Source organism: Gelidibacter sp., assembly GCF_053579655.1.
In genome coordinates, this window is the sequence record NZ_JBMDWE010000009.1 from 42,010 (window position 1) to 61,299 (window position 19,290).

At 36.8% G+C, this 19,290-nt stretch carries 13 protein-coding genes and 1 tRNA gene; 6 read left to right on the plus strand and 8 right to left on the minus strand.

Features of this window, described 5'->3' with window-relative positions:
- Positions 1–159: 159 nt before the first annotated feature.
- The 5 genes from ACOH2D_RS06515 to ku form a co-directional block, all read right to left on the minus strand.
- Complete coding sequence (locus ACOH2D_RS06515) at positions 160–4,353, minus strand: hybrid sensor histidine kinase/response regulator transcription factor (RefSeq protein ID WP_449534746.1); 4,194 nt, start codon at positions 4,351–4,353, stop codon at positions 160–162.
- 333 nt (positions 4,354–4,686) lie between these two features.
- Positions 4,687–4,935 carry a T9SS type A sorting domain-containing protein gene (locus tag ACOH2D_RS06520; protein ID WP_449534747.1) on the minus strand — a complete coding sequence of 83 codons (249 nt, stop codon included), beginning with the start codon at positions 4,933–4,935 and terminating at the stop codon, positions 4,687–4,689.
- A 272-nt stretch (positions 4,936–5,207) separates the two neighbouring features.
- Positions 5,208–5,855, minus strand: a complete 648-nt coding sequence (locus ACOH2D_RS06525) for a hypothetical protein (protein ID WP_449534748.1) — start codon at positions 5,853–5,855, stop codon at positions 5,208–5,210.
- A 170-nt stretch (positions 5,856–6,025) separates the two neighbouring features.
- Positions 6,026–8,452 carry a DNA ligase D gene (gene ligD, locus ACOH2D_RS06530; RefSeq protein ID WP_449534749.1) on the minus strand — a complete coding sequence of 809 codons (2,427 nt, stop codon included), beginning with the start codon at positions 8,450–8,452 and terminating at the stop codon, positions 6,026–6,028.
- 1 nt (position 8,453) lies between these two features.
- Entirely contained in the window at positions 8,454–9,227 is a 774-nt protein-coding gene (gene ku / locus ACOH2D_RS06535; RefSeq protein ID WP_348035010.1) for a non-homologous end joining protein Ku, read from the minus strand.
- A 420-nt stretch (positions 9,228–9,647) separates the two neighbouring features.
- On the opposite strand from ku, the gene ACOH2D_RS06540 reads away from it, so the two are divergent.
- The 6 genes from ACOH2D_RS06540 (at position 9,648) to ACOH2D_RS06565 (ending at position 14,821) form a co-directional block, all read left to right on the plus strand.
- Positions 9,648–9,731, plus strand: a tRNA-Leu gene (locus ACOH2D_RS06540).
- Positions 9,732–9,919: 188 nt separating this feature from the next.
- Positions 9,920–10,819: a MerR family transcriptional regulator gene (locus ACOH2D_RS06545; protein WP_449534750.1), complete on the plus strand. Its 900-nt coding sequence runs from the start codon at positions 9,920–9,922 to the stop codon at positions 10,817–10,819.
- Between the two features lie 57 nt (positions 10,820–10,876).
- Positions 10,877–12,364 carry a bifunctional phytoene desaturase/3,4-desaturase gene (crtID, locus tag ACOH2D_RS06550; RefSeq protein WP_348035012.1) on the plus strand — a complete coding sequence of 496 codons (1,488 nt, stop codon included), beginning with the start codon at positions 10,877–10,879 and terminating at the stop codon, positions 12,362–12,364.
- On the plus strand, positions 12,348–13,187 hold the full coding sequence (locus ACOH2D_RS06555) for a phytoene/squalene synthase family protein (protein ID WP_449534751.1): 840 nt from the start codon (positions 12,348–12,350) through the stop codon (positions 13,185–13,187). Before crtID ends, ACOH2D_RS06555 begins: the two co-directional genes overlap by 17 nt.
- A gap of 8 nt (positions 13,188–13,195) precedes the next feature.
- Positions 13,196–13,645, plus strand: coding sequence for a sterol desaturase family protein (locus tag ACOH2D_RS06560; RefSeq protein WP_348035014.1), 450 nt, complete (start codon positions 13,196–13,198; stop codon positions 13,643–13,645).
- A 21-nt stretch (positions 13,646–13,666) separates the two neighbouring features.
- Positions 13,667–14,821 (plus strand): lycopene cyclase family protein, encoded by a 1,155-nt coding sequence (locus tag ACOH2D_RS06565; protein WP_449534752.1) that lies wholly within the window; start codon positions 13,667–13,669, stop codon positions 14,819–14,821.
- Here the strand turns inward: ACOH2D_RS06565 and ACOH2D_RS06570 are convergent.
- From ACOH2D_RS06570 to ACOH2D_RS06580, 3 genes are all read right to left on the minus strand, one after another.
- Positions 14,807–15,373 carry a TlpA family protein disulfide reductase gene (locus tag ACOH2D_RS06570; RefSeq protein WP_449534753.1) on the minus strand — a complete coding sequence of 189 codons (567 nt, stop codon included), beginning with the start codon at positions 15,371–15,373 and terminating at the stop codon, positions 14,807–14,809. The genes ACOH2D_RS06565 and ACOH2D_RS06570 overlap by 15 nt on opposite strands.
- A 196-nt stretch (positions 15,374–15,569) precedes the next feature.
- Positions 15,570–17,834 carry an aconitate hydratase gene (locus ACOH2D_RS06575; RefSeq protein ID WP_449534754.1) on the minus strand — a complete coding sequence of 755 codons (2,265 nt, stop codon included), beginning with the start codon at positions 17,832–17,834 and terminating at the stop codon, positions 15,570–15,572.
- Between the two features lie 500 nt (positions 17,835–18,334).
- Positions 18,335–19,288: an AAA family ATPase gene (locus ACOH2D_RS06580; RefSeq protein WP_449534755.1), complete on the minus strand. Its 954-nt coding sequence runs from the start codon at positions 19,286–19,288 to the stop codon at positions 18,335–18,337.
- Positions 19,289–19,290 lie beyond the last annotated feature (2 nt).

Here is a 19,290-nt window from a genome sequence, read left to right on the forward strand (position 1 = left end):
TTTTCATGATAACAGCTATTTAGTGAAGTGAGATTGGTCAATAGTTTCAATTAAGAAATAACGGAACAAACCACTGCATAAAGTTATATGAGCACTTAACAAATAATGTACACTATTTGACCAAAAGTGTATCTAAACAACTATCAAACTGCACTCTGACTACTTTGCACTGATGTAACTATTGCGAAGTTGATATTCTTTGGGTGTACTGTGGTACATTTTTTTAAACTCGCGGTAGAAGTAAGATCGGTTGTTAAAGCCAGATTGATAACACACTTCAGACACGGTAAGATTACTTTTTATAAGAAGTTCTGCCGCATGTTTTAAGCGAATAGTCCTAATTAAATCGCCTGGCGAAAAGCCAAATGTTTGTTTGATCTTTCTATACAATTGCGAACTGCTAACGGCTAATTTTTCTTCAATAAATGAGCTTTGAAGATTTTCGTTCTCGATATTATCGCGGACAATTTCAACAACCTGTCTTAAAAACTCTTTGTCATCATTATTTACAGGCAGCTTGGTGATATTTTCTACGATGGAATCTTGCGTAAAGTGTTTTAAGATCAATTCCTTTTCCTCAAGAAGTTTTTCAATTCTAACCAACAAATGATCGGGATGAAACGGCTTTGGAATATAGGCATTGGCACCACTTTCCAAACCTTGGATGCGATACATATCGGTGTTTTTGGCCGTCAGCATAACAAAAGGAATATGGCAGGTTTTGATCGTACTTTTAATTTTATAGCACAATTCAATACCATCCATTTTAGGCATCATGACATCACTAATAATGAGGTCTGGCTCCTCATTTTCAATAATTGCCAACGCTTCTTCGCCGTTAAACGCTATAAGTATCCTGTATTTTTCGTGGAGTAATTCATTTAAAAAACCATGAATTTCTTTTTCATCCTCAACAATTAGAATCGATTTTTTTCTATTTAAAAGATTTTCAAGAGCGGTTATTTTATTAGGAGTTTTGTGAGATTTCCCAAATACATCGTCCATAATATTTTGAAGATGATCGGAAATAAAAATCTGGCTTTCCTCATCCTCCAATTCTTGGTCATTTAAATCAGTCTTACCACAAGGCAGTAAAACCTTGAAAGTGGTGACCTTATTTTCTTCGCTCGAAACAAAAACATCGCCTCCCAGGAGCGTCGCCATTTTTTTGATATAGGCCAACCCAATCCCGGTTCTAAACTTCTCATTATCCATTTTGTTATCGTTCAAGAAAAAGCGGTCAAATACCAAATCCAATTTTTCTTTAGGAATCCCCTTTCCTGAATTGGTTACCTCAATGTCTAAAGATTTTAAATCATGCTGTTGAATTCCTAAGGTCAAGGTTATTTTTCCATGGTCAGGTGTATATTTAAACGCATTGGACAACAGATTGAATAGTATGATTTCAATTTTATCCTTATCAAACCATCCCGATAAATCGGAAGTGATTTCCAATTTATAATCAATATTATTTTGTAATGCCCATTCATCAAAGAGTTCGGCAATTTGCTCCACCAAATTAACAAGGTCAAATTGTTTCAGAAACACTCCCAAATGCCCATGTTCTGCCTTTCTAAATTCTAAGAGTTGTTGCGTTAAAAAAAGTAACCGCGATGAGTTTCTTTCAATCATACTGACAAACTTTTGATCGGTAGCGATCATATTTGTCGATTTTGAAAGTTTATGAATTGGTCCGAGAATTAAGGTTAAAGGCGTTTGAAATTCATGGGCAACATTAGTGAAAAAATTAAGCCGATTTTGATGTATTTCCTCTTCTTTCCTCTGAAAAAGAATGTTTTGCCTTAATTTAACTTGCTTATTAAAATAGCTCCACACCAAAAGAAGCAATAGCAACAAAAAGATAAGGTAAACGGCCATGGCCACATTTGATTGCCAAAAGATGGGTTTGATTTGAATGTTAATAGCGCGAACTGGTGGCCCCCAAACACCATCACTATTGGTCCATTTGAGCCATAAGGCATAATCACCTTTGGGAACATTCGTAAAAGAAAAAGTTCTACGATTATTTATGACATTCCAATCTTGGTCAAAATTATCCAGCTTATAAGCGTATTGGCACTTTTCACTATTGATGTAGGTTAAAGCAGACAATTCTATATCAAAAAAGTTTTGATCGTGCTTTAAAACAATAGACGGATTGCGGTTCGAATTTGGCGCTATGACAAGACCTTGATAATAAGGGGTTTCGGCATTCTGCCCGCTAATTTCAGCAATAAAAATATTCGGAATAATGTCAGATTCTTCCACCCGTGACGAAATAAAGTAATTGAATCCTTTAACACCACCTGCAAAAATATAATCGGAATCAGGACTTTGATAAATAGCACCATCTGAAAACTCATTCCCCTGTAATCCTTCGTTTTTTGTATAATTAATGAACTTTGAATCATTAATGATGTAATTGGATAGCCCGAGATTTGTACTGATCCAAAGATTAGCGTTTTTATCAGAAACAATACCATGAATCGTATTATTGGGCAGTCCTTCTTTTACCGTGAAATTTTGAAAAACGGGAACGGTATCCCCATGAAACTCCTTTAACAAATTAAGTCCCAAACTCGTGCCTACCCAAAGTCTTTTTTCTGAATCTGTATGCAGGGATAAAATATCATTATTTGATAAACTTTGCGAATCGTATTTGATGTGTTTGAAGGATTTAAAGGCATTGGTTTTCTTATTAAAAAGATTTAATCCTCCCAATCGGGTGCCAATCCACAGTTCTTGTTGGTTTCTGGGGATTATTGAAAAAACGATGTTGCTGCTCAAGGATCGCAATGCTTTATTTGCCGCCAAATATTGCTTAAAGTCTGTTACTTTTAAGGTTTCTCCCGATCGTGAGATTTTAAAAGCAATCATGCCGTAGCCGTTAGTTCCAACCCAAATAAATCCGTCGTCATCTTGATAAATAGCATAAGTGGACTTAAAATAGGAGCATAATTCATGGCCAATAATTTCCGACCAATCAAAAAGCTTTGAATTTTTTAAGTCATAAACACTAATGCCATTGCCATCTGTACCTATAAAAATAAGGTCGTCGTTTCCTTTACAAAGCGAGAATACGGCATTGTTAATGCTGCTATTCGTTTGATTAAAGTTTTGGTATTTTATAGGTTTGTTGACATTCTTGTAGAAATCAGAAGGAAGTTTGAATAAGCCACTCCCCTTGGTTCCCACCCAAAAGGAATTTTCTTCTACTTCCAAAAAAGCCCTCACAATACTACCATCAATTTCTGGAATCTGTGTTTTAGAGACTAAATTAAAAGTCTTTTTTAGCGGATACATCTTAAAAAGTCCATCGCCATCAGTTCCTGTCCAAATAACATTTTCAGTGCCTTCCAGTAAGGTTGTTATTTTTTGATTCTTTAAACTTTTAACCCATGAATTAGTAGTCTTTTTCCCTAAACTATCAATGATAAAATACCCTGAAGCCGTATTTAATAAGACACCCGCTTTAGTTTTATGAATTATAGCATGGACGGCATCCGTTTCAATTTGCAGTGCCGTTCTATCTTGAAAAGAATATAAAACGGCACTGCCAGAATTTTTAATAAAACATATTTGATGCGACGACACGATTTCAAAATCCGCCACATTATTTGAAATGAGCTCTGGGTGAGAAGCCATTTTTTCGACTGCCGAATGTGATGCTATTTTCATGGAATAAAGTTCATTATTATCCAGTAGTAATAGCAATTGGTTATTTGGCATAAACGCCATCTTTTTGACGGCATTACTTGGTAGCTTTTTAATTTGCAAGGGTTGAAAATCATTACCATCAAAATAACCAATGCCCCAGTCTTTAACTGCACAAAAGACATTTTTTGAACCGTCAAGTGCCATATTAAATTCAGATTCTGAAAAAGGAGGTTTATCTTTTCTCGAAAAATAATAGGTTTTAAACGTGTTTGATTTTTTGTCGTACCGATTTAATCCGTGCATGGTCAACACCCATATTTGCCCCGCGCTATCTTCGTCAATTTTAAGAACGACCTGATTGGTTAAGCTATTGTCGTTATTTAACTCTGGTCTAAAAATCTTGAAATTATTGCCATCGTATCTATTTAAGCCGTCCCAAGTGCCAATCCATAATAAATCTTCAGAATCCTGAAAAATGGTATTGACCGAACTGTTTGAAAGACCATTGGTATTATCTAATTGTTCAGTAGAATACTTAGTGCCAACAGCGGAGAGTTTGTCAATCGGGAATTCTTGAGAAGCTCCTTGGTTTTTTATAGGTTCAGGAGAATTGTTTTGAGAAGAGGGCTCATGTTTATTACTACAACCAATGGTTGTAAAAAAAACAATTGCTATGAGCAGTAGGCGAGTTTTCAAAATTAAAACGTATTAATTAAGACCTCCGAAAACACCTCAACAACCTCTGCTTCAACAAAATGCTTTCGCTATACAAGAATACGGATTTTATAAAAATACTAAGTGATTTTTACTCAGTATTTAAAAAATCAATTCATTTCATACCTTATTTGTATTTTTAAGTTGATCAATCAACAATAGTCTTATTCCATCCGTCATCTGGCCTTATTGGGAATCTGATCATTATTCAACGTTTATATCGTCTTAAATTTCAGGTAAATCAATCGCTTAAAACACGACTTTGACGCTGAGAATCTCCCTTACTTAAATCCTCTATAATAAAAAAACGGATATTTAATGCGATCGAGAATCCCGTAAAACCTTTGGCAATTTATATAGGTGCAAAACCGGAAAGCATTGAGTCCAATAAAAAAACCCGTGCCTTTGCATGGGTTTAAAATAAAAAGAGCCGTGTTGCTGCTTCACAATCTTTTTTGTAAGATTGCCTTGAGAAGTTTTCACTTTTAACATATAAACTCCTTGTGGTAAACTTGCCGTGTTCAACGTTTTATTCTGATATGAGAACTTAATGTTCTTACCCAAACATCGAACATTTAAACTTTCAATACGACAATAAGAGAGGGAAATCTTAAATTCAGAATGCCTTGAGTTGGATTTGAAATAATCGAGATTTTTTCATTTAAATTATTAGTTACTGAGAGTGTCCCGTCAGCGACAATCAAATTAATAATATGATGCGCCTCAGGCTATACTATTAAAGACACTGATAAGGGTTCTCCCTCGAGAACACATTTTTTTGTACTTATAAAACTCTATTTAAGTGATGTTCAACCTCTTTCGCAATGTTTCTTGTTTTATGGATTCATGGATCTTAAGATGTCCCTACTCTTTTTCAAAAAAGCAGTAATATAAGCTTGCTGTTTGTCCATCGGAATGGACGCACTGATTTTTGATGCAATTTGCTTAAGACTCGTAACATCTTGCACCAACGACGGATAACTTTTAGCTTGAATATCCCCTAACACGGAAGCGATCTTGTCACAAGCGGTTTTAAAGTTTTTGAAGTTCTCCTTATTGCTCGATGTTTTGGCGATTGTCGTAATGAGAACCGAATAGTTTCTCAAATCATCTAAAGCCTTTGAATCTGCCACACTGCTTTCATCAGCTTTTTTAACCACCAATTTCGTCAAGTTTGAAAATGCTTTTTTCGTATATGAGGAATCCACTGCAATCCTAGTGGAATCTCTTATGGATTCATCAAAGGCTTTGAAGGCGTTATAGGTGCCTCCAAAAGAATCACGTGCATTACCACTATCATTGGCACTCGTTTGGCTGTTTGTAGATTCAATGATCTTTTCATTTGCAAACTCATTAGTATCGTTAATGTCTTTATTGTCTCCTTGGTATACATAAATAATATAACCGACTATAAACAAAACGACCAAAATCAGCGATATCATCGCCCAATTCGGTTTTTTCTTTTCATTGTTAATCTGTGCCATGACTATAGAATTAAATTAGTTTATAATTGAAGGTAAAATAATCCACTACCTCTATAAATTTAAAACTCTCATAATCAAAGATTATGCTCATTCAATTAAAATTTTGACCTGAAGAATTTAATTCCTGAAATTTTAAAATCAATTAATAGATTTAATTATATCGAAAAGTTTTATGAACCCATTAAATGATCAATGGCATTGTTAATATCGATACCTTTTCCAAAAACTCCCTTAAAAACATCTCCGCTATCCAAAATGCGGGATGGCACAGTTTTAATAGTGAAATTAGACATTTGCAAACCTCTATTCACTTCAGACCAATCCAAAGGTGTAGAAACGGTGGCTTGCTTTTCGGGTCTTACACTATACGCCGAAACAATGGTCTGTCCTTTTCTATTTTGCAAATAATCCAGATAGATTTTTGGACCTCTTTTTTTGAGTGAGCGCTCTAACGTCGTTAAATCAGGCAGCTGTTCATTCACATAAACACATAATAATTTAGTGAAATCCCTTGCTTGTTCATAAGCATACAAACCGCCCATGGGAATGTAAACATGAATTCCTGAGGCCCCAGAGGTTTTACAAAATCCATTTATTTTTGCCCTATCCAGCACTTTTTTTACTGTTTGAGCAGTTTCGATGACTTCCTCAAAAGAATTTTCTGGCGAAGGATCCAAATCAATAATACCATAATCTGGGTTGTCCAATTGATAGATGGTGGAATGCCATGGATGCAGTTCTATACATCCTAAATTATTCATATAAAGCAAGCTGGCTTGATTTTGACATAACAGATAATTGATTTCCTTTTCGGACGATTTTGACTTTATAGCCACGGTCTCCATCCATTCCGGCAGATTTTCATTGTCCTTTTGGTAAAATGATTCGCCGGTAATCCCATTGGGATGTCGGTGTAAACTTTCGGGACGATCTTTTAAATACGGCAGGATATAGTCCGATATTTTTATGTAATAATCCAAGAGATCATATTTGGTCAATTTGGCATTTGGCCAATACATTTTATCCGGATTTGTGATTTGAACTTTAATATGATCCACTTCCAGAGAAAATTCCGAATCTATTGATTTGTGAGTTTTGGGTAGATGTTGCTTTTCTGAAGATTCATCAAACTCCATATTTTTGTCCTCTCGCAGTCTCAAAAAAACTGGATGTCTCATTACATTGGCAGCAGTCCATTCGGAAAACTTGACTTCGCAAACCAATTTTGGGAGAAGCCAAACCGCTTCCCTTCCCTTGAGATGTTGACGGATTTCAAAATTAGCATGTTCTGTTTCCAAAACTTCAAACTTGTGATAAAGCTCGATAATTTGTTGTTCTGAAAATCCCGAGCCACAAGTGCCCACGTACACCAAAGCGCCGTCTTGGACCATTCCTAAAATTAAGGAAGCGAATTTTCGGGATTTGGTTTTGGAAAGCGTATACCCGCAGATAAGCGTTTCGGTGTTTTCAATTTTCTTGAATTTCAACCAATTGGTAGAACGCACATTCGTTTCATATTTGGAATTGGCTTTTTTAGCGATGACACCTTCCATTCCCATGCTAATGGCTTTGTCATACACGGTTATTCCCATGGCTTCTACATGATCACAATACTGAAGATGTGGTGCGTCTGGAATCAAGGCTTTCAGTAATTCCTTCCTGCTCAACAGAGGCAGCTCTAAAATATCATGACCGTTAAGGTGCAACAAATCAAAAATATAATAGATCAAGGCGCCTTTGGTTAGGTCGGGATTATAGTTTTGCAAGGCATTAAATTGAGGTAATCCTTTGTGGTCCAGCACTACGATTTCTCCGTCTAAAATAGCTGAATGTTCTATTTCCGTCAGTTCATCATGAATACTCTTGAATTTCTCATTGAGTGAAATTCCATTTCTGGAATAAAGCTCCACCGTTCCCGAATCTATATTGGCCAAAGCACGATAACCATCGTATTTTAATTCATAAATCCAGTTCTTATCATTAAAAATCTTTATGCCTGGTGAGGCCAGCATGGGTTTAACAAACGATTTCAAATTAAGTTGTACAGCACTTATAGACTCGTGATCGGAAAAAGCTTCCGGATTAAAATCCTCGGCGTCATAATTGAGATGGGTCGCAAACTGATCGTCGTGTTTTATGAACAGCCATTGGTCCTTTTTATTCATGGAAGATGAACGAACCAAGGTAAAGATCCCTTTGATTTTTTCACCGTGAAAAACCAATTTCAATTTGCCATCGGCATAATCAGTCACTAAGTTTTGATGTGGGTATAAATTAGAATAATAGCCTTTATCCCAAATGGTCATTTTTCCTGCACCATAATTTCCTTTGGGAATTACGCCTTCAAAAGTAAGATAAGCTACGGGATGGTCTTCGGTATGTACTGCCAAACGTTTGTCCTGAGTGTTCATGGACGGCCCTTTTGGTATCGCCCAGCTTTTAAGAACGCCGTCCATTTCTAAACGCAAGTCGTAATGCAAATGACTAGCACGATGCCTTTGGATGACAAAACGAAATTGATCAGTAGCATCAACGCGATCCTTAGGTTCGGGCGTATCCTTAAAACTACGTTTTTTGCGGTACTCTTCCAGACTCATTTTAAGACGCTTTCTTTTTATGTTGCTCTAAGCTTGCTTTTAATTTGGCCATTAAATCTTTGGCCGCGGTCGGTTCGCTCTTGGTTTTTTCAACCTTAATTTCTTTTCCAGATGCTTTAGAGTCTATAATCGCCAATAACTGTTTATTATAAACGTCCTTGTATTTTTTAAAATCGAATTTCTCAGTGTAATTTTCGATTAAATTTTCGGCCATTGCAATTTCCTTTTCTGAAGTTTTGATGGTGGGAATCTTCAATTCTTTGGCATCACGGATTTCTTCCGCAAAGCGAATCACATGCAGTACAATCACATTTTGATATACGCCGATAAGCGAAAGGTTTTCTTTTTGACGCATCACGAAAGTAGCCACACCTAACTTACCCGTTTTTTTCAGGGCATCACGCAATAGATTATAGGCCTTGCCGCCTTCTTTTTGTGGCTCGAGATAATAAGGACTTTTAAAAAGCATATCGGCCACCTCAGTTTCTTCAACAAATTCCTCGATATCAATCGTCTTGCTTTTTTTGACGTTGGCATTTTCAAAATCCTCCTTTTCCAGAATAATATAACGCTCATCTTTTTTAAAGCCCTTTACAATGTCTTTCCATTCTACCTCTTCGCCGGTGTTTTCATTGACGCGTTTATAGCGGATGCGCGCTTGATCATGCTTATCGAGCATATCCAAGTCCAAATTTCGATCTTCAGATGCAGAGTACATTTTTATGGGAATCGATACAAGCCCAAAACTCAAGGTGCCATTCCAAATTGATTTCATAAGATATTTTTAAAGTACGACCAATGAAGCCTCTTTGCATCATTGGAGAAGTAGTTACTAATTTTAACGCAAAAACTTAGGTCTTCAAAAATTACTACAATACCATAGGAAATATGGCTTCAAACCCTATTTTTTGTAACCGTAAAAAAATATTAGGAAATGCTTAAACCTTCATCAGCATAAATTTTCAGTTTATAGCATAGAAGAGTGTTGCAAAAAAGTACATTTTGCGCCATTATTTGCTTCAGATAAGATTAAAACAGGATGCTTTTAAAAACTAAATCGAAAATACCCGAATTAAAATAATTGATTTTTTATATTTGCACCGCAAAAGATTTTTTAGACTAAGTTTTGGATACCAACCAAAGCAAAAAAATTAAGCAAGTGCTTATTTTTAATATCTAAAAATTACAATTTAATGCGCACGTGGCGGAATTGGTAGACGTGCCAGCTTGAGGGGCTGGTGACCATTAGGTCGTGGAAGTTCGAGTCTTCTCGTGCGCACATTTTTTTAGATAAATCATTTCCATTATCGTTTTAGTAACGAATAATTACTTTCCATCTAAAATGACCTATTAAGGAGGTATTTCATTCATTAGCTCCCATTCCTGTAAATTTTCACTTATAAATTATATTCCTTTTTAAACCTATCCTAAATTAACGTAATTTTGTTTTAGATTTTCCGCTAAACAATGAACAATATTAAATCCGTTTTCAGCATTAAGGACCTCGAAAACCTTACAGGCATAAAAGCACATACCATCCGAATTTGGGAAAAACGCTATGAACTGCTTGAGCCAGAACGTACCGGTACCAATATTAGATTTTACAATTTAAGCCATCTCCAAAAGCTCCTGAACATTAGCTTCCTGAATAATAACGGCATTAAAATATCAAAGATCGCTTCATTAAATAAGCAGGAAATTCAACAGCAGGTCAAGGAACTAGCCAGTAGTAGCCACGTTAAAAACCATGCGATCAACGCCTTTAAATTGGCCATGTTGGATTTTAACCAGGACCTTTTTTACGAAACTTTTAATGGCCTCATTAAAACCAAATCGTTTACTGACATTTTCTATGAGGTGTTTTTACCATTTCTTTCTGAAGTGGGCATGTTATGGCAAACGGATACGATCACTCCCGCGCACGAGCATTTTATTACCTTGCTTATCCGACAAAAAATATTGGTCCACACCGAACTTGTACAGGCACAGCACAAAATAGACCACAATAACGCCTTCGTTCTTTTTTTACCAGAAAATGAAATCCATGAAATTGGACTCATGTTTATTAACTATGAACTCAATGCCAAAGGACAACGTTCAATTTTCCTAGGATCAAGTGTTCCAATTCAGAGTCTAACCGATGTCCTGGCCTATTATGAAAAAGTCACTTTTATTTCCTACTTTACCGTCAAGCCTTTAAAAGATGACCTTTCCAATTATCTAGTTGATTTTAAGTCACAGCTTTTAAAAGATAATAATCACGACTTCTGGATCCTCGGCCAAATGACGCAATACATTGACATCAATGCACTTCCAAATAACATTAAAACATTTAAAACAATCGATAGTTTAATTGCAACAATTTAACGCTTTAAAATTGTTTTTTGTTTAACTCTTACCTATTTTTGTTAAACAATTTAAATAATGAATTTACGCATTGTTATTATCGGATCAGGTTTTTCTGCATTATCTGCAGCATGCTATCTTGCAAAAGATGGCCATGACGTGACCATCTTTGAAAAAAATAAAACCATCGGCGGGAGGGCACGACAGCTTAAAAAAGACGGTTTTACTTTTGATATCGGACCAACTTGGTATTGGATGCCCGATGTTTTCGAACGGTTTTTCTCTGACTTTGAGAAACTGCCGTCTGATTACTATGAATTGGAAAAACTGAATCCGGCCTACAGTGTCTATTTTGCAAAAGACGATTATATCACGATTGAAGATACTTTGGAGAAAATTTGCGAAACCTTTGAAAAAGAAGAACCAGGAAGCTCTCAAAAACTCAAAAAATTCATCGCCAATGCGCAGCACAATTATGAGGTTGCCATTAAAGATCTTGTATATCGGCCAGGAGTTTCCCCTTTTGAGTTGATGACGCCGGTTACGATGAAAAAAATCGACCAATTTTTCAGCACGATCAAGAAAGACGTCCGCAAGGAATTTAAAAACGATCGTCTCGCCAAAATCTTGGAGTTTCCAGTTTTATTTCTAGGAGCAAAACCTGATAACACGCCGTCCTTTTATAGTTTTATGAATTATGCCGATTTTGGTATTGGCACCTTTCATCCAAAAAAAGGCATGTATGAAGTTATTTTGGCGATGGAACAACTCGCTAAGAGTTTAGGCGTAAAGATCAAAACTGAAAATTCCGTAGAGAAAATCACCGTAACAGATAGCCAAGCCAACGGAATCATTGCCAACGGAAAAACGTATCCTGCTGATATAGTATTAAGCGGTGGCGATTATCACCATTCTGAAACGCTATTGGATAAAAAAGACCGTCAGTACTCTGAAGCGTATTGGGAGAAAAAAGTTTTCGCACCCTCTTCACTCCTATTTTATGTAGGATTCGATAAAAAGTTAAAAAACGTCAACCATCATACTTTATTTTTTGACGTTGATTTTGAAGCGCATGCCAAAGAAATTTATGACACTCCTAAATGGCCCGAAAATCCTTTGTTCTACGCGAGTTTTCCGTCACTAACAGACGAAAGTGTCGCACCTGAAGGTCAGGAAGCGGGCATTTTCTTAATTCCTTTAGCACCTGGTCTGGAGGACACGGAAGCATTAAGAACCCTATATTTTAACAAAATCATGGATCGTTTTGAGAATTTAACCTCGCAAAGCGTCAAAAATAATATTATATTTAAGGAGTCCTTTTGTGTCAATGATTTTATTGAAGATTATAACTCTTATAAAGGAAATGCTTATGGAATGGCCAACACCCTTATGCAAACTGCCTTTTTAAGACCCAAATTAAAGAGTAAAAAAGTAAATAACTTGTATTTCACTGGGCAATTGACAGTACCAGGCCCAGGAGTACCGCCCTCTTTGATATCCGGAAAATTGGTTGCAGAACTTATAAAAAAACATCATACTGCTAAAGCTCATGAAAGCGCTATTTGACCTCGTCTCACATCAATGCAGTAAAGCCGTAACCAACACTTACAGCACTTCATTTTCTCTTGCTACCAAAATGTTGGCCAATAGCATCCGGCAGGATATTTACAATATCTATGGATTTGTTCGGTTTGCAGATGAAATCGTCGATTCGTTTCACGATTACGATAAGGAAGTACTTTTCAATCGTTTTGAAGCGGATCTGGAATTTGCACTTCAGGATAAAATAAGTTTGAATCCAATTCTGAACGCATTTCAGGAAACCTATCATAAATACAATATTGACAAGCATCTGGTGGACGCATTTATGAAAAGCATGCGCTTAGATTTGCATAAAAGTGACTATCTGACGGAAACGGATTATAAAATGTACATTTATGGATCAGCAGATGTTGTAGGCTTGATGTGCCTGAAAGTCTTTGTTAAAGGGGATTCTGAAAAATACGAAAGCCTGAAAAAAAGTGCCATGAGCTTAGGTTCTGCATTTCAAAAAGTGAACTTTTTAAGGGATTTAAAAGCAGATTACGAGGATTTAAGCAGAACTTATTTTCCCAACACCAATTTAAATCAATTGGATGAAAACTCTAAACAAAGCATAATTGATGATATTGAAAATGATTTCGCACAGGGACTTAAGGGCATAAAAGAATTGCCAATTGAAGCGAAATTCGGTGTTTTTATGGCCTATCGCTATTACTACCAACTGCTGAAAAAATTAAAAAACACGCCTGCCCCAGACATCAAATCCACTCGAATAAGAGTTCCTAACTATAAGAAAATAGAACTTTTAACACGAAGCTACGTGAAGTATCAACTCAATTTATTATAATTTTGAACATGCAAATTTTTCTTGGTATACTTATTTTCTTAGGCATATTTTCCATCATGGAATTTATGGCATGGTTCACTCACAAATATGTGATGCACGGTTTTTTATGGAAACTGCACGCCGACCATCATCATAAAGACCATAAAAGTTGGTTTGAACGCAATGATGCCTTTTTTATCTTTTATGCCATTGTAAGCATGACTTGTTTTTACTTGTGGAGTTATGAAAATGTCTGGTATTGCCTTCCCATTGCCCTCGGTATTTTAGCCTATGGCATTGCTTACTTTACGGTTCATGACATATTTATCCACCAACGCTTTAAGATCTTTAGAAACGCCAACAATTGGTACGCCAAAGGAGTTCGACGTGCCCATAAAATGCACCACAAGCATATAGGCAAAGAAGATGGCGAATGCTTTGGCATGCTCGTCGTTCCTTTTAAATACTTCAAAAAATAATCGCTTAGGTCGACAGTCATTATGCAATATGTAACCCATTTTGATTATCTCATTATTGGAAATGGTCTTGCCGGTTTACAGTTGGCTCTAGAGTTATCAAAAGATCCCTTTTTTAAGGAATACACCATAGGTCTTATTGATCCGTCAGATAAAACGGAAAACGACAAAACCTGGAGTTTTTGGGAACAAGGCGAAGGGAAATTTGACGCCATCGTAGAAAAGGTCTGGCATACGGCAAAATTTGAATCTCCCGCAGTTTCTTTAAAGCTTCCGCTTGAAGCATACCATTATAAAACCATTAGGTCGATTGATTTTTATACTTGGGCAAAAAATCAGCTTTCCTCAAAGGATAATTTCAAATTCATTTTAGATTCTGTTCAATCGATTGACGAAATAGATGGTTTGAAAGTTATTGGCGCGCATCATAACTACACGGCAAAACACATATTCGACAGCAGAGTGCCTAAAGAGTTTTATACGCAGCAGTCACATTACACGCTTATCCATCAGCATTTTAAAGGCTGGACCATTGAAACTGAAACGCCTTGTTTTCAGCCGGACTCCTTTACGATGATGGATTATCGTTTTCAATACAAGAATTCTACAAGCTTTATTTATGTGTTGCCGTTCTCTGAAAACAAAGCGCTCATTGAATATACGTTTTTCACCCCGTTTACTGTGGAAACAAAGGTTTATGACGATGCCATTGAAAACTATATCAAAAAGCAACTCAAAATAGAGAATTATAAAATTATGGAAACTGAAATTGGCAATATTCCGATGACTGATTTTCCATTTTGGAATTTCCACAGTAAAAATGTGACGAAAATCGGCACAGGTGCAGGTTGGGTAAAAGGTTCTACAGGCTATTCCTTTAAACATACGGAAAAGAATGTGTCCAAATTGATTGCCAATATCAAAGCAGGGAAAAGTCCATCTGAAGATCTATTTCAAAAGAAATTCAAGTTTTACGATAAGATTTTTCTGAAAGTACTGTATGACGACAATGAAAAAGGGGTTTGGATTTTTGAAAGTTTCTATTCCAAGAATTCCATCCGGACGATGTTCCGATTTTTGGATGAAGAAACCAGTTTTTCAGAAGATGTAAGCATCATGAAATCGCTCTTTTCCATGGCATTCATCAAGGCCTTTTTTAAAGTGCTATTTAAGTTTTAGCAAATCATCCAGTAGTTTCCTTACTTTATCGCTATTCCAATCGGCGGCACCTGTTTTGTCAATCACGATATGACCTTTTCTATCTAAAACGAAAGTCCTAGGAATGGAAGAGGCTTCCAAAAGTTTTGGATTGGCCGTAATTGCAGAATAGACCAAAAAATCATAGTCATTCTTTTGTTTAAACTGTGAAATGACCTCCTGGCTTTCATTGGAGACAAAAAGGAAAACGACCTCGTCTTTATAATCCTTATATAGTTTTTCCATACTTGGCATTTCAGCGATACAAGGTGGACACCACGTCGCCCAGAAATTAATCAACACGACTTTTCCTTTGGCCTCATTAAAATTGTAAGATCTTCCATTTTCATCTACCAGTTGCCAGTCATAATCAGTTAAAGTAATTCGCTTTTCTTCATTAATGACCGATGGACTGATCATGGCCAAACCTTTCTGCAGAAAAACTTGAATAGGTTGGCGCGTTTGCGGAATGATCAACAACAAAATAAACACCAAAAAAATGATATTATTACGCTGGCTTTTTGAGATTTTCATAGGTTTATAATTAAAACACTCGGACTAAGCCTAGGCAAGTCGAGGTGTTGAATTAAAGACCCCGCTGAAAAAGCGGGGTTAGTTCGACCATAGCATTTCAAACTCCGCCGATAGCGGAGATTGAATTGCGGGTCTCACTAAAAAAAAACTCCCAATAGATATCAGGAGTTTTTATTAAAATATAGACATTCTAATCTTAGGACGCGTTTTGTTTTTTAATCAAGTTTAAAGCAGAACCTTCATTATACCAATCAATTTGTTGTTGGTTATAAGTATGATTCGTTTTGATCACATCTTTGCTTCCATCGGCATGTACAAACTCAATATGAAGCGGCTTGCCAGGTGCAAATTGATCCAAGTCCAAGAAATTGATCGTATCGTCTTCCTGAATTAAGTCGTAATCGCTTTCATTAGCAAACGTCAATCCAAGCATTCCTTGTTTTTTAAGGTTTGTTTCATGGATACGTGCAAAAGATTTTACAATTACTGCGGCAACACCTAAATGTCTTGGCTCCATTGCAGCGTGCTCACGAGATGATCCTTCACCATAGTTATGGTCACCCACAACGATAGAAAAGATACCTTTTGCCTTGTAGTCACGAGCTACATCAGGAACACCACCAAACTCTCCTGTCAATTGATTTTTAACAAAGTTTGTTTTCTTACCAAAAGCATTTACTGCTCCAATAAGCATGTTGTTTGAGATATTATCTAAATGTCCTCTGTAACGTAACCATGGTCCCGCCATTGAAATATGGTCCGTCGTACATTTCTCAAAGGCTTTAATTAATAATTTAGCGCCTGTGATTTTATTACCAATCGGTTGAAATGGTTCTAATAATTGTAAGCGCTCAGAAGTTGGGTTCACAGAAACGTCAACCTTACTTCCGTCCTTAACTGGTTCAACATAGCCTGAATCAATCACATCAAAACCTAATGGCGGCAATTCAAGACCTTGTGGTGCTTCCAATTTCACTTCTTCCCCATCTTCGTTGATCAAAGTATCAGTCATCGGATCAAAATCCAAACGTCCTGAAATTGCGATGGCAGCGACCATTTCTGGCGATCCTACAAACGCATGAGTATTTGGGTTACCATCGGCACGTTTTGAGAAGTTACGGTTAAATGAGTGTACAATCGTATTTTTCTCATCGCCCTTCATATCACTTCTGTCCCATTGTCCAATACATGGTCCACAGGCGTTCGTGAAAATGGTAGCATTCAAATCTTCGAAAATCTTCAATACGCCATCACGTTCGGCAGTAAATCGAATTTGCTCAGAACCTGGATTAATACCGAAGTCTGCTTTCGATTTTATATTTTTATCTACGGCCTGTTTCGCAATCGAAGCGGCTCGCGTTAAATCTTCATAAGAAGAATTCGTACAAGATCCAATCAAGCCCCACTCTACTTTAATTGGCCAACCATTTTCTCTGGCAAGCTTACCAAGTTGTCCAACTGGCGTTGCTAAATCTGGCGTAAACGGTCCGTTTAAATGTGGACGTAACGTATCTAAATCAATTTCAATAACTTGATCAAAATACTGCTCAGGATTTTCGTAAACTTCAGCATCACCTGTCAAGTACTCACGAATTTTATTAGCTTCATCAGCAATTTCCGAACGATCGGTAGCTCTTAAAAAGCGCTCCATTGAATCATCATAACCAAATGTTGATGTGGTTGCACCAATTTCAGCACCCATATTACAAATGGTCCCTTTTCCTGTACAAGAAAGGTTTTTTGCACCAGGTCCAAAATATTCAACAATCGCACCTGTACCACCTTTAACGGTTAAGATACCAGCCACTTTTAAAATCACGTCTTTTGAAGCCGTCCAGCCATTCAATTTTCCAGTTAATTTCACACCGATCAACTTAGGAAACTTCAACTCCCAAGCCATTCCTGCCATCACGTCAACAGCATCGGCACCACCAACGCCAATAGCCACCATCCCTAATCCACCTGCATTAACAGTATGTGAATCCGTACCAATCATCATTCCTCCTGGAAAGGCATAATTTTCTAAAACCACTTGGTGAATAATACCAGCACCTGGTTTCCAAAAACCAATACCATATTTATTAGATACTGACGCTAAAAAATCGAATACCTCACTACTGGTTTGGTTGGCGCGTAATAAATCGGGTGCAGCCCCTTGTTTTGCTTGGATCAAGTGATCACAATGTACGGTAGTAGGCACGGCAACTTTAGGTTTACCGGCTTGCATAAACTGCAACAATGCCATTTGAGCTGTAGCATCTTGTAACGCAATCCTGTCTGGAGCAAAATCTACATAGTCCTCTCCTCTTCTAAAAGCGGTTGTTGGATTGCCATCCCAAAGGTGAGTGTATAAAATCTTTTCAGATAAAGTTAAAGGTTTACCAACTATTGCACGCGCTTTGTCCACACGTTCAGGCATAGTTTCGTAAACTTTCTTAATCATATCAATATCAAATGCCATAGATTATATTTTAAGGTTGTTGTTTATTTAGTTATTTCCGCGAAGTTTCGGGTATGCAAAATTACAAAATTTCAAAGACTTTTAAAAATATGTAATGGCATCTAGAATCCGCTGCGTATAAATTGACAAATATCCATTTGTACTATGTAAAATTAAACTATTCGTAATATTTTAAAGTGCATAACAACAAATTGGTAATTTTGATCAAGAAAAGTAACCTAGAAAAGTCTTTTACCAATAAGAAATATCGATCGGGACATCTCAAAATCGGCTTTTCAAAAGAAAAACACAGCAGGTTTGAAGGTGCAATTGTAAGAATTAGACACAACTTACTTAAGTCAATTTTTTTAACTAAGGAAATAGACAATTCGCAATCAATTAAAGAACCTCTCCGAAATAAAATTTAAATAAATTGAAGTGATAAAAAAGAATTACAACGCGTTCTTAAAAATGAAAACGTTGGATTTAAATCAAAGGAAAGTTAAAAGCCATTAGATAACCTAAAACAAACTTTTAATAATCTGTTCGTCGGTAATGCCTTCCGCTTCTGCCTTATAGTTCTTAATGATTCTATGGCGCAGAATACCACTGGCAACCGCTTGTACATTTTCAATATCTGGAGAAAATTTACCATTGATGGCCGCATGCGTTTTGGCAGCTAAAATCAAGTTTTGTGAAGCTCTTGGACCGGCTCCCCAATCGACAAATTCTTTGACCAAAGCGGAAGCAGAGGCTTCTTTTGGACGCGTTTTACCAACCATGGTTACGGCATATTCAATAACATTATCGGCTACTGGGATACGACGAATCAAATTTTGAAAATCGGTAATTTCTTGAGCTGTAAATAAGGGATTGACCGTTGTGGCACGATCGGTAGTCGTTGATTTAACTACTTGTACTTCTTCGGCAAAAGAGGGATATTCTAAAGTGATGGCAAACATAAAACGGTCCAACTGCGCTTCTGGTAAAGGATAAGTTCCTTCCTGCTCAATCGGGTTTTGTGTGGCCAAAACAAAATAAGGTAAACTTAATTGGTAATTGTGTCCTGCGACGGTTACCGAACGTTCCTGCATGGCTTCCAATAAGGCTGCTTGCGTTTTTGGAGGCGTTCTGTTAATCTCATCTGCCAAAATGATATTGGCAAAAATAGGTCCTTTGATAAACTTAAAATGTCTGTTTTCGTCGAGAATTTCGCTTCCAAGAATATCACTCGGCATTAAATCTGGCGTAAATTGGATGCGTTTAAAATCGAGACCCAAGGCTTGAGCAATGGTATTGACCATTAATGTCTTTGCCAATCCCGGAACGCCAATCAATAGCGCATGTCCGCCAGAAAAAATAGAAATCAGGATTTGATTGACCACCTCATCCTGACCTACAATTACTTTGGCAACCTCGCTTCTTAAGGCGTTATATTTTTCAACAAACTGCTGTATGGCAGCAACGTCAGACATAG

What these genes read in the sequence shown, in the direction of transcription:
- ku (WP_348035010.1), bottom strand. Translation starts at nt 9,227, where the DNA reads ATGAAATCAATTTGGAATGGCACCTTGAGTTTTGGGCTTGTATCGATT.
- ligD (WP_449534749.1), bottom strand. Translation starts at nt 8,452, where the DNA reads ATGAGTCTGGAAGAGTACCGCAAAAAACGTAGTTTTAAGGATACGCCC.
- ACOH2D_RS06565 (WP_449534752.1), top strand. Translation starts at nt 13,667, where the DNA reads ATGCAATATGTAACCCATTTTGATTATCTCATTATTGGAAATGGTCTT.
- ACOH2D_RS06555 (WP_449534751.1), top strand. Translation starts at nt 12,348, where the DNA reads ATGAAAGCGCTATTTGACCTCGTCTCACATCAATGCAGTAAAGCCGTA.
- ACOH2D_RS06570 (WP_449534753.1), bottom strand. Translation starts at nt 15,373, where the DNA reads ATGAAAATCTCAAAAAGCCAGCGTAATAATATCATTTTTTTGGTGTTT.
- ACOH2D_RS06545 (WP_449534750.1), top strand. Translation starts at nt 9,920, where the DNA reads ATGAACAATATTAAATCCGTTTTCAGCATTAAGGACCTCGAAAACCTT.
- ACOH2D_RS06560 (WP_348035014.1), top strand. Translation starts at nt 13,196, where the DNA reads ATGCAAATTTTTCTTGGTATACTTATTTTCTTAGGCATATTTTCCATC.
- ACOH2D_RS06575 (WP_449534754.1), bottom strand. Translation starts at nt 17,834, where the DNA reads ATGGCATTTGATATTGATATGATTAAGAAAGTTTACGAAACTATGCCT.
- ACOH2D_RS06580 (WP_449534755.1), bottom strand. Translation starts at nt 19,288, where the DNA reads ATGTCTGACGTTGCTGCCATACAGCAGTTTGTTGAAAAATATAACGCC.
- ACOH2D_RS06525 (WP_449534748.1), bottom strand. Translation starts at nt 5,855, where the DNA reads ATGGCACAGATTAACAATGAAAAGAAAAAACCGAATTGGGCGATGATA.
- crtID (WP_348035012.1), top strand. Translation starts at nt 10,877, where the DNA reads ATGAATTTACGCATTGTTATTATCGGATCAGGTTTTTCTGCATTATCT.